This window comes from Noviherbaspirillum sp., assembly GCF_036846085.1.
Taxonomy (GTDB): domain Bacteria; phylum Pseudomonadota; class Gammaproteobacteria; order Burkholderiales; family Burkholderiaceae_D; genus Noviherbaspirillum.
This window is the reverse complement of sequence record NZ_DAIUCO010000162.1, coordinates 1-11848: the sequence shown is the minus strand read 5'-3', so window position 1 is coordinate 11848 and position 11848 is coordinate 1. Positions and strand designations below refer to the sequence as shown.

General features: G+C 62.1%; 9 protein-coding genes. 4 read left to right on the top strand and 5 right to left on the bottom strand.

All coding sequences use genetic code 11. The features are described 5' to 3' along the window. Positions 1–159 precede the first annotated feature (159 nt). The 3 genes from V7080_RS17370 to V7080_RS17360 form a co-directional block, all read right to left on the bottom strand. Positions 160–1071 (bottom strand): amino acid ABC transporter substrate-binding protein, encoded by a 912-nt coding sequence (locus V7080_RS17370; RefSeq protein WP_334189656.1) that lies wholly within the window; start codon positions 1069–1071, stop codon positions 160–162. An 89-nt stretch (positions 1072–1160) separates the two neighbouring features. Beyond that, on the bottom strand, positions 1161–2630 hold the full coding sequence (gene aspA, locus V7080_RS17365) for an aspartate ammonia-lyase (protein ID WP_334189655.1): 1470 nt from the start codon (positions 2628–2630) through the stop codon (positions 1161–1163). A gap of 189 nt (positions 2631–2819) precedes the next feature. Then, positions 2820–3719 (bottom strand): LysR substrate-binding domain-containing protein, encoded by a 900-nt coding sequence (locus V7080_RS17360; protein ID WP_334189654.1) that lies wholly within the window; start codon positions 3717–3719, stop codon positions 2820–2822. A gap of 223 nt (positions 3720–3942) precedes the next feature. On the opposite strand from V7080_RS17360, the gene V7080_RS17355 reads away from it, so the two are divergent. From V7080_RS17355 to V7080_RS17345, 3 genes are read left to right on the top strand one after another with little or no spacing between them, the layout of a single operon-like run. Beyond that, complete coding sequence (locus V7080_RS17355) at positions 3943–5421, top strand: aspartate/glutamate racemase family protein (protein ID WP_334189653.1); 1479 nt, start codon at positions 3943–3945, stop codon at positions 5419–5421. A gap of 37 nt (positions 5422–5458) precedes the next feature. Beyond that, positions 5459–6352 (top strand): amino acid ABC transporter substrate-binding protein, encoded by an 894-nt coding sequence (locus V7080_RS17350; protein ID WP_334189652.1) that lies wholly within the window; start codon positions 5459–5461, stop codon positions 6350–6352. 5 nt (positions 6353–6357) lie between these two features. Continuing rightward, positions 6358–6621: a hypothetical protein gene (locus V7080_RS17345; protein WP_334189651.1), complete on the top strand. Its 264-nt coding sequence runs from the start codon at positions 6358–6360 to the stop codon at positions 6619–6621. A 17-nt stretch (positions 6622–6638) separates the two neighbouring features. Here the strand turns inward: V7080_RS17345 and V7080_RS17340 are convergent, their stop codons facing one another. Together V7080_RS17340 and V7080_RS17335 are read right to left on the bottom strand one after the other, a co-directional pair. Beyond that, positions 6639–7586, bottom strand: coding sequence for a response regulator transcription factor (locus V7080_RS17340; protein WP_334189650.1), 948 nt, complete (start codon positions 7584–7586; stop codon positions 6639–6641). After that, positions 7564–10983 carry an ATP-binding protein gene (locus tag V7080_RS17335; RefSeq protein WP_334189649.1) on the bottom strand — a complete coding sequence of 1140 codons (3420 nt, stop codon included), beginning with the start codon at positions 10981–10983 and terminating at the stop codon, positions 7564–7566. The genes V7080_RS17340 and V7080_RS17335 overlap by 23 nt, the downstream gene beginning before the upstream one ends. A gap of 444 nt (positions 10984–11427) precedes the next feature. Between V7080_RS17335 and V7080_RS17330 the strand changes: the two genes are divergently transcribed. Beyond that, the coding region (locus tag V7080_RS17330) for a transporter substrate-binding protein (protein WP_334189648.1) at positions 11428–11848 on the top strand (421 nt) is incomplete at its 3' end.

The window sequence follows — 11848 nt, the reverse complement described above, 5'->3', positions numbered from 1 at the left end:
CCACGCCGTCGGGCGACGCCTCCCAAAATATGCGCCAGTTCCAGTTGTAATTCATGTTGTCTCTCGTTGATGTTGTCTGCTGCCGGTGACGTGCTGCATGCTGCGGATCAAAAAAACGGGAGGCACATGCCTCCCGCAAAAACTGCCACTCCCAGGTAATTACTTTGCCGCGTAGACAGCCGGATCGCCGGAGTCGGTCGGCTTGGCGATGACGGCTTTCAGCGGCGCGCTCATCGGGATGTTCAGGTTGATGCCCTTCGGCGGAATCGGCGCCTGAAACCACTTGGCATACATGCGATTGATCTCGCCCGACTTGAACAGCGCAATGATGGCGTCATCCACCGCCTTCTTGAACGCCGGGTCGTCGCGGCGCATCATGATGGCATACGGTTCGACCGACAGCGCTTCGCTACTGATGGTGTAGTCGGCCGGCGACTTGGAGCTTGCTGCCAGGGACGCAAGCAGGATGTCATCCATGACGAAGGCAACGGCGCGGTTGGTTTCCACCATCAGGAATGCCTCCGCATGATCCTTCGCCGTCAGGATGTTCATGTCGAGATTGCGCTCGCCATTGAGTGTGGTGAGCTGCTTGATATTGGACGTACCGGATGTCGACACGACCGACTTACCCTTCAGGTCGGCAAGCGTGGTCACGCCGGATGCTTTCTTCGACAGCACGCGGTTGGCCGTCACGAAGGTAGTCGGCGCGAATGCAACCTGCTTTTGCCGTTCCAGGTTGTTCGTCGTGGAACCGCATTCGAGATCGATAGTGCCGTTGGCCATCAGCGGAATGCGTGTGGCGGAGGTGACCGGATTCATCTTCACGTTCAGCGACGACAGGCCGAGCTGCTTTTGCAGCGCATTGACCACCTTCATGCAAAGGTCGATCGAATAACCCTGGTAAGACTGCTTGTCGTCCAGATACGACAGCGGGATGGATGAATCCCGCACGCCGAGCGTGATCGCGCCGGTGTCCTTGATTTTCTTGAGCGTGCCGGTTTCCTGCGCCTGGACGGTGCCGGCGATGATGCCGGCGCTGATCATAGCGCCTATGAATTGAAGCAGTGTCATTGTGTCTCCATAAGATTGAATGCATTGGTGGATCGGGAACATCGGTGCAACATAAGAACATCAGGGATTCGGCCGGCAACAAGGGCGCCCTATGCCGGATGGGTGCGCGCGACGCGCGATGCCGTGCGAGGGCGGGTCAGCATGGAAGGCTGGAGAATGTCGTCGAGCTCCTGCCGGGTCAGCAGTCCTTTCTCCAGCACGAGCTCATATACGCTCCTGCCTGATTCCAGCGCTTCCCGTGCGACCTCCGTGGCGCTTGCATAGCCGATGTACGGGTTCAGGGCGGTGACAATGCCGATCGAGTTCTCGACGATGCCGCGCAGCCGGTCGCGGTTGGCGGTAATGCCGGCGATACAGCGCTCGGCGAGGATGTCGCAGCCCCTGGTCAAGTGGGCGATGCTCTTGAACAGGCTGTACGCGATGATGGGTTCAAAGGCGTTCAGCTGCAGCTGGCCGGCTTCGGCGGCAAAGCTGATGGTGACATCGTTGCCGATGACTTCGAATGCAATCTGGTTGACCACTTCGGGAATCACCGGGTTTACCTTGCCCGGCATGATGCTGGAGCCGGCCTGCATCGGCGGCAGGTTGATTTCCCCTAGTCCGGCGCGCGGGCCGCTCGACAGCAGCCGCAGGTCGTTGCAGGTCTTGGACAGCTTGACGGCGACCCGCTTCAGTACGCCCGACAACTGGACGAACGAGCCGACGTCCTGGGTCGCCTCGACCAGGTTGGGCGCGGTGACGAACGCAATGCCGCTGATGTCCGACAGCTTGCCGCAGACTTTGCCGGCGTACTCCGGATGCGAATTGATGCCGGTGCCGATCGCCGTCGCACCCAGATTGATTTCCCTGACCAGACTGGCCGCTTCCTTCAGGCGCTCCTGGTCCTCCGCGAGCATGACCGCATACGTGCTGAACTCCTGGCCCAGCGTCATCGGCACCGCATCCTGCAACTGCGTACGGCCCATCTTGAGGATGTCGCCGAATTCGTTAGCCTTCGACTGGAAAGCCCGCTCGAGCCTTCCCATTGCCTTCACCAGCCGGAAGATTCCGCTATGGGCGGCAAGGCGCAAGGCGGTCGGATAGACGTCGTTGGTGCTCTGGCTCAGGTTGACGTGTTCGTTCGGATGCAGGTATCCATAGTCGCCGCGCCTGCGTCCGAGATGTTCCAGCGCACGGTTGGCGATGACTTCGTTGGCATTCATATTGGTGGACGTGCCCGCACCGCCCTGGATCACATCCACCACGAACTGGTCATGCAGCTTGCCTTCACGTATGTCTGCACAGGCTGCGACGATGGCCTGCATGCGCGCGGTATCCAGCATGCCGAGTTCATGATTGGCCAGGGCGGCTGACTGCTTGACACAGGCCAGCGCGATGATCAGGTCCGGATACATGGAGATCGGGACGCCGGTGACCGGGAAATTCTCCAGCGCGCGCAAGGTGTGGATGCCGTAGTACGCATGATCCGGAATCATCCGGTCGCCGAGCAGGTCGTGCTCGCAGCGTTGTTCGACGCGTTGTCCGCCAGGTTCGTTGCTGCATTGTTCGTTGATTTTCACCGGCAGTCCTTGAAGTTGAATATCGTCGATCGTTCTGGTGCATGCCGCTATCGACGGCATGCTGCGATGGACGGAATTCTATCTCCGGTGAAATGAAAATCTATGTCATTTAGACATACGTTCATGCAAAGCCGGCATTGAGCTGCCTGCCTTGCTGATGGTATGGAAAGCGGAGGTCGCCAGCGTCGATCAACCTTCGCCCGCAAGTCCTTTCCAGAGCCGGAAAAGTGCAGGCTTGGTGTTCTGGATTGCGCGGAACAGTCTGATTTCAAGTGTAAGGGACCACTGATCGCCGCCGGCACGGACCAGCCTGCCTTCCGCCAGCTCCCGCACGATGGAGCTTTCAGGCAGCCATGCCATGCCGTGTCCGCCAAGAGCCATTTTCTTCAGCAGTTCCGCCATGTCGGATTCATAGATGTGCTGCAGGTGGCATTCCTGGCCTACCTTCGCATGGATCAGGTCCACTACCCGCCCAAAGTAAGACACGCCGGTATAGGCGACCGTCGCGGTGGGGGATTTTGTGCTGCCCGGCAGGGAAAAGCCGGCGCGCCCGGAGTGGTCGGGCGCCGATACCGGTATCACGACTTCACTGCCCAGGCTGATGAATTCGTAGCGGGCGGGGTCGAGGTCGATCGGCAATTCGGGATGGTGGTAGCACAGCAGCAGGTCGCAGTTGCCCTCGACGAGCGACAGCACCGAATCGTGGACATTGGTCGCAAGGATGCGCGCCCGCACCTCGCCGAGTTTCGATTGCACGCCGCTCAGCCACATCGGGAAGAAGTTGAGCGACAGCGTATGGCCGGCGGCCACCTGCAGCATCCGTTCGTCGGTTCGCTGGCCGCGCACCACGGCGCGCGCGTCATCCAGGAGTTTGACCGCTTCACGGGCGGCGTCGCTGAACAACTTGCCGGCGGGAGTCAGCGTCAGCGGATAGCTGCTCCGGTTGACGAGGTCCGCGCCGACCCAGGCTTCCAGCGCACGGATGCGGCGGCTGAGCGCGGGCTGGGTAATGTTCCGGTCTTCCGCCGAACGGGAAAAATTGCGCGTGTGGGTAAGGCTGAGAAAGTCTTCAATCCATCTGGTGTCCATAGCCGCCTTTTGTCAAATTTTCCGGTCCCGGTCCCGGGCAGTGTGCCTTTGAAACCGCGTTGCGGTCAATCGCGGTGAGGTTATCGACTATCTATGTCGGCAGGACATGGATGTAGGTTTAATTTGCATAACGGCCGGACCGGCGGCAGGTAAGGTTACTTATCGGCGGGCACGGCATCGAGTACGCACCCGCCGCAGGCAAATCAACCGGAAGGAGTTCTTCATGCCGCGAAAAGCAGTTCGTCGTTGCCTCGGAATCATCGGCGGCCTGGGCTCGATCGCCGGGGCGGATATGTATTTCAAGCTGGTCAAGGCAAGGGCGGCGAACGAAGCACCGGAAAACCTCGATCTGACGATCGAGCAGCACGCCTTCGACGAAGGAAGCCAGGGAAGTGACGGCATGTCGGGCGGCGCGCAGGCGAACCAGAACGGACGCAAGCTTTATATTTTTGACATGATCCGGCGATTCGAATCACGCAAGGTCGACAGCGTGATCCTGCCGTGTTTCATCAGCCATACCTTCATCGACGAACTGCGGCCGGATATACGCCTGCCGGTGGTCAACATGATGGAAGCGCTGAAGGCGCACATCGGACGACGCCATCCCGATAAATGCAGGCTGGGTATCCTGACATCCGACTATGTCAGGAGCAAGCGGCTCTTCGAGCGCACGTTCGATGCGGCGGGGTATGCGTTGCTCTATCCGGGTGCCGACGTGCAGGAGGCATGCGTCATGCCGGCAATCTACGGGCCGGAAGGACTCAAGGCCGGGAACTTGCAGGGAGCGGCAGTCGACCTGCTCGCGGACGCATGCCGGGACCTCCTGCTGCAGGGCGCGGAACTGATCGTGCCGGGAGCGACGGAGATCGCCATCGTCGCCGACGCGTTGCAGGAGCGCGGCATTCCCATACTCGACGTCAACCGCATCTATGCGCTGCATGCGCTGTCCTGCGAAGGTGATGCGCCGTCGAAACCATTCAAGGTAGGCATCCTCGGCGGCGTCGGTCCGGCGGCAACCGTCGACTTCATGGACAAGATCATTCGCAACACCGACGCGGTACGCGACCAGGACCATATCCGGCTGGTGGTGGAGCATAACCCCGCCATTCCTGACCGTACCGGAAACCTGGTCGGCGACGGCCCGGACCCCACCGTGGCAATGTATGCCGCGTGCAAGAAGCTGGAAGCCGCCGACGCCGACCTGATAGCGATCCCGTGCAATACCGCCCATGCATTCGTCGAGCGCATCCAGCCCTATCTGTCCATTCCCATCGTCAACATGCTGGTGGAAACGGTAAAGCACATCAGCCTGCATTACGGTCACGACAAAACCGTCGGCCTGCTGGCGACGTCGGGAACGATCGCAAGCCGGGTGTATCACGACGAATTCGCGAAAGCCGGCTTCGACCTCGTCGTTCCCGACAACGAACACCAGCAGGGGGTCATGAACGCAATCTACGGTGAACAGGGCGTGAAAGCCGGCTATCGCGACGGCTGCTGCCGCGATGAACTGATGCAGGCGCTCGCGCATCTCGTTGCGCGCGGCGCCGAGGTGGTGGTGCTCGGCTGCACCGAATTGCCGCTACTGCTATCGCAGGATGACCGGTTTCCGGTTGCCGGGCGGCACGTGGCGCTGCTCGATCCGACCGACATTCTTGCCCGCAGCTGCGTCGGTTATGCACGCGGCGGTAAAAAAGCATGAAGCAGATTCGATCTACTTCGACAACAGGGAGACGACCATGAATGGCATAAGAACAACCATCGCGGCTGTGACGCTGTGCGCATCGGCAGTACCGGTGTCGCAGTCCGCAGCGGCGACGCTGGACAGGATCCGGGACAGCCAGGCCATCGTAATTGCCCACCGCGAGGCCTCCTTGCCGTTCTCGTATATGGACGGCAGGCAACCGGTGGGCTATGCCATTGATCTATGCCTGAAGGTCGCCGACGCCATCAAGCGCGAACTCAAGCTGGCGAAGCTTGATGTCCGCTACCTTGCCGTAACGCCATCCAATCGCATGCAGGCCATCGCGGAGGGAAAAGCCGACCTGGAGTGCGGATCGACCACCAATACGGCAGAGCGGCGCAAGCAGGTTGCATTCACGGTATCGCATTTCGTGGCCAGCGCCCGCATGGTGGTGCGGACCGATTCCGGAATCGCGAATTGGGCCGATCTGCGTGACAAGAAAATCGTGACCACCCGGGGCACCACGAATGCCAAAACACTGGTTGACCGCGACAAGGTGCGGTCGCTGAATATTACGCTCGCCGAGAGCAAGGACCACGCGGAAGGGTTCGGAATGGTCGAGCGGGGAGTGGCGGATGCGTTTGCGATGGACGATGTGCTGCTGTATGGCCTGCGGGCGGCGGCCAGGAACCCGGAGTCCTTCCGCGTGGTTGGTGATTCATTGTCGACAGAGCCCTACGCGATCATGCTGCGCAAGGATGATCCGGCATTCAAGGCGGTGGTGGACCGCGAGCTGGCAAGAATCATGAACGACGGTGAAATTTATCCAATTTACGATAAATGGTTCAGGCAGCCGATACCACCGAGCGGCATCAACATGAACATGCCGATGGGATACCTGCTGCGTTCCAGCCTCCGCTTCCCGACGGACAAGGTAGGCGACAACTGACGCGCATGTCCCGCACTGACGATAGCAATGGCGGCGGGCGCATCATGGGCCTCGCCGCATATATCCGGCATGAAGTGACACTGGTCAGGGAGAGCAGGCGGCCCAACGCAATTTCCGTCAGGTTCGTCCAGCTGCATGAACAGGCAGTACGCACCGCCAACGAGGAAGAGGAGTACCGGACGCTGCATGCCTTGATGCGCACGCGATGGCGCTGGTACAAGGCGTCGATGCAGGCTGCGAAGACGGTGAGCCGGCGCAAGGACCGGTAGTCGGCAAATCCGGGTGATCAGGGATTGCCGCCACCCATCCTGCTCGCCACCAGGGCGGCGGCGGCCGACCGTGTCTCCACGCCGAGCTTCACATAGATATGTTCCAGGTGCTTGTTCACCGTACGCGGGCTCATGCCGACGATCTCGGCGATGTCGCGGTTGGTCTTGCCTTTCGCCACCCAGGCCAGTACTTCGCTTTCCCGCGGCGTCAGGCGGAAATCTGCCAGGCCCTGAGCGCTGTCCGGGAGGGGAGCGGCGATGCGGCGCTCCTCCAGGTACAGCAGGAGTTCCGAGCCGGCATCGCCGCGCGACAGGCGGATGTTGAGCTGGGTATCCGCCCGGGTGACGCACAGCGGCGCAGCCGGCTGCTCATCCGCGTCCGCCACGGCGAGCCGTTGCAGCAGCCAGTCGTCCAGCATGCGTGGCAGCGCCGCCGCCGTCGATCCGCCGTCATCGAAATACTTGTCCAGCCAGACGATCGCCTTGGCGGTCTGCCAGACCGGCTGGCGATCCGGCCCGAGAACGATCACCGCATGATCGGCCGCGTCGATCGCCGTGCGTGCCCGCGCCATCATGCGCGCGCTGCGAATGTGGGTGGTGATGCGCGCGATCACCTGGCGCGGCTGGATGGGCTTGGTGACGTAATCGACGCCGCCCACTTCAAAGCCTTTCACGACATGCTCGGTTTCGGTCAGTCCTGTCATGAAGACGACCGGGATATCGCTGGCGCTGCGCATCTGCTTGATGCGGCGGCAGGTTTCGAAACCGTCCAGGCCCGGCATCACCGCGTCCAGCAGGATCAGGTCGGGCACTACGAAGTTCAGCCGCTCGAGCGCGCTCAGGCCGTCGGTGGCGACCAGCACCGTATGGCCGCTGTCATTGAGCGCATCGGACAGCAGCGCAAGATTGGCGGGCACGTCGTCCACGATCAGGACCACGTTGCTATTGGATATTGTCCATGTCATGGCGTATCAGTTCCTTGATGCGAATGGAATAGTCGTTCAGGCGAAAGCGCTTGACCAGTTGCCGCAATTCCCCGGTGAACGGCGCATAGGCGGCGTCGCGTCGCTCGATCTCGTCCAGCTTGTCGAGAATGCCCTTGACATAGCCGACCGAGCCAAGTTCGAGGAGCGCTGTCAGCTGCGCGTTCGGGGGTATCAGCATGACCGTGCGTGCGGATGCCGGCACAGCGACCGGCGCTGGCGGGCCCTGCGGCCTGGCGAGCCATTCGACATGCAGGTGACGTTTCAGCGCCGACAGCAGATCGATCAGCGATACCGGCTTGACAAGGAATCCGTCGTGACAGGTATCGTCGCCGTGACGCGGCACGGATTCGAAGGCATTGGCCGACACGACCAGGATGGGCAGGCGCAGATGGCCGCGCTCGCGCAAAGCGCGGCACAGCGTCCACCCATCCATGCCCGGCATTGAAATGTCCAGCATCACCATGTCCGGCCGCACACGGTCCATGCAGGCGAGGCAATCCGCGCCGCTTCCGGCCTGCGTGACTTCGAAGCCGAGCGGGGTCAGCATGTCGGCCAGTACATTGCGCTGCGACGGCTGGTCGTCCACCAGCAGGATGCGCTTGCGCGGGCCGAGATAGCCGAGCACATGGTCCTGCGGCTTGATCCTCGGCCGCGGCGAACGCACTTCCGACAGGTAGAGCTTGAGGGTGAAGGTGCTGCCGGCATGCATGCTGCTGGTCACTGATAATTCGCCGCCCATGATGTGGGCGAGCATGCTGCTGATGGCCAGTCCGAGGCCGGTGCCGCCATCGTCCCGCAACTGCGCATCGCCGCTGCGTTCGAAGGGAAGGAAAATGCGTTCGAGGTCTGCCGCCGGGATGCCGATGCCGGTATCGATGATGTCGAAGCGTGCCATGCCGCGGACGTATTGCACCCGCAGCGTGACCGAGCCGGAATCGGTGAACTTGACCGCGTTGCCGAGCAGGTTGATGAGTATCTGCCGTACCCGCTTGCGGTCCGCATGCACGACCGGCGGCAGATGGCCGATCTGGGTGAAATGGAAGGCGAGTCCTTTTTCAGCCGCCTGCGGCGTGAACATGCGCACCAGTTGATCGAGGAATTCCTGCAACGGCAGTTCGTCGGAATCGAGCCGCATCTTGCCCGCTTCGATGCGGGCGATGTCGAGCAGGCCGTCGATCAGGCTGAGCAGGTGTTCGCCGCTGCCGCGTATCACGTCGATGGCCTCCCGCCGGGACTCCGGCAGCGACGCGTCCATCTGCAGGATCTGCGCATAGCCGAGGATGCTGTTGAGCGGCGTGCGCAGTTCGTGGCTCATTCCGGTCACATACCGGCTCTTGGCGAGATTGGCCGCCTCCGCCGCCTCCTTCGCGCGCTGCAGCTCGATGTCGGTCTGGCGGTGGGCGTCGATTTCCTGCAGCAGCAGGTTGGTCTGGCGGTCCGATTCCTGTTGCGCCACCTGGCGGCTCTCGTTCGTCAGCACCAGCCACCAGGAACCGACACCGGTCGGCAGCAGCAGCGCGGCGTACAGGTGCAGGAAGACGTTGCGCAGCGATTCGGGCGAGGCTGTCGACAGCGACCCCGGGCTCGTCCCGCGCGCAAGTTCCTGGAAATACAGCAGGCTCAGCACGGTGGCCAGTGCGCCTGCCAGTACACCGAAAAGCATCAGGTACTGCGCGACCCTGCCATGCAGCGTTGCCATGACGCTTTCCGGCAGCAGCCGCTGCAATGCCCCAGCCGCCTGTTCGGGCAGGCGTGCGCCGGTCTTGCAGCGGTCGTTGCAGCGGGCGTCGAGCGAGCAGCACAGCGAGCAGATCGCGCCCTTGTAGGCAGGGCAGTGCGCCATGTCGTCTGTCTCGAAGCGGTTTTCGCAAATCACGCATTGCAGCGACCTGCCTGCCTCGGCCTTGAGCGTATCGGTGCGGGCGAGATAGTAGCGGCCGCCTGTTGCCAGCGCGATCAGCGGCGCGATCGCGATCGCACTGCCGAGCGCGATGAACGGCGCCAGTGCCTGCGCGGTTGGCCCGGTCACGCCGGACAGCGCCGCGCCCGAAAGCAGCGACGCCAGCAGCATCGCGCCGACGCCGACCGGATTGACGTCGTACAGATGGGCGCGCTTGAACTCGATATGGGATGGCGAGAGGCCGAGCGGCTTGTTGATCACGAGGTCGGACACCACCGCGCCGATCCAAGAGATGGCAACCAGCGAGTAGACGGTGAGCACGTGTTCCAGCGCCTTGAACACGCCGACCTGCATCAGCAGGACCGCGATCAGCACATTGAAGACCAGCCATACCACCCGGCCCGGATGGCTGTGCGTCAGGCGGGCGAAGAAGTTCGACCAGGCAAGCGAGCCGGCATAGGCATTGGTGACGTTGATCTTGATCTGCGACACGAGCACGTACAGGGTAACGGCGCCCAGCACCCAGGCGGGGCTGGAGAAGACATAGGAAAAGCCGACCAGGTACATCTGGGTGGGTTCCATCGCCGCATCGATCGGCACCTCGTGCTGGATGGCGAGGAAGGCGAGCAGGGCGCCGCCCAGCATCTTCAGTGCGCCGAGAACGATCCATGCCGGGCCGGCGGCGATCAGCGCGGTCCACCAGCGCAGCCGGTTCTGCGGTGTCTTTTCCGGCAGGAAGCGCAGGAAGTCCACCTGCTCGCCGATCTGGGCGATCAGCGAGAACGCGATGCTGGCCGCCGCGCCGAATAGCAGCAGGTTGAATGTCGTACCGTCTTCCACCTTGCCGGAGAAGGTCAGCAGGTCAGATAGTGCGGTCGGCTCCTTTGCCAGCACGCAGGCATAGGGCAGGATGAGCAGCAGCAGCCACAAGGGCTGCGTCCATACCTGCAGCCGGCTGATGAAGGTGATGCCGTGGGTGACGAGCGGAATTACCGCCAGCGAGCAGACGATGTAGCCCCAGACGATCGGCAGGCCGAAATACAGCTCGACCGCCTGCGCCATGATCGACGCCTCGAGCGCGAAGAAGATGAAGGTGAAGGATGCATAGATCAGCGAGGTGATGGTGGAACCGATATAGCCGAATCCCGCGCCGCGGGTAAGCAGGTCCATGTCGACGCCGTACTTCGCGGAGTAGTAACTGATCGGCAGGCCGGTCAGGAAGATCAGCGCCGACACGCACAGGATCGCCCACAGGGCATTGGTGAAGCCGTAACTCAGCGTGATCGCGCCGCCGATCGCTTCCAGCGCGAGGAAGGAGATCGCGCCGAGCGCCGTATTGGCAATGCGGAACTCGGACCATTTGCGAAAGGCGCGCGGCGTGAACCGCAGCGCGTAATCCTCCAGCGTTTCGTTCGCGACCCAGGTGTTGTAGTCGCGCCGGATCTTGACGATGCGCTGGGTGGCAGGGCTATCCATTGTTTCTCCCATCGGCGGAGCGCCGCATGATGCACGTCGTGGTGCGGTGGCCGCTTCATCCTCCTTAAAAGCAATATCCGAACCAGCCGGCTCTGGCATGCACGACATCGCATGCGGACTGCATCGGACGAGTGGCCGACACTACGTCGTTTGACGTACTGCGCATCCGGCGCATTCCTGCCGGCGGCACCCGTGCACCGTGTCGTCACCGTTATCGCACTGCAGCGATGCAGCCGCTGAACAAAGCGGTGCATGCCGTGGTTCTTCCTGCATGCCTGTTCGCTAATTACGTCAAACGACGTATTGCTGCATCGCAGCGATATTTTCTAATCTTCATCCCAAGACGCGCCGCTTGAACAGCAAGCCGGCAAGGCAAACCGACATCGCCGCGCATCCCGAGTTTTCCCGCTTGTCCGAACCATCACTGCCTGAAAGGAGTACCGCATGTCCACCCCGTCCTCTCCCGCCATCAAGTCGGCACGTCGCCGTCAAGTCCTGATCGGCCTGGCCGCCGCAACCGCGATGGCATCCCATGCAGTGGTTTTTGCGCAGCAGTTCCCGACCGCGAAAGTCAACACCACCAAGCTCGCCGTCACCGATACCGAAGTCACCGTCGGCCAGCTGCACTCCGCCTCCGGCACCATGGCCATCAGTGAGACCGGTTCCATCCAGGCCGAACGCCTCGCGATCGACCAGATCAACGCGATGGGCGGCGTGCTCGGCCGCAAGATCAAGATCATCCAGGAGGACGGCGCGTCCGACTGGCCGACCTTCGCCGAGAAATCGAAGAAGCTGCTGGTGAGCGACAAGGTGGCGGCGGTGTTCGGCTGCTGGACGTCGGCTTCCCGGAAGGCGGTGTTGCCGG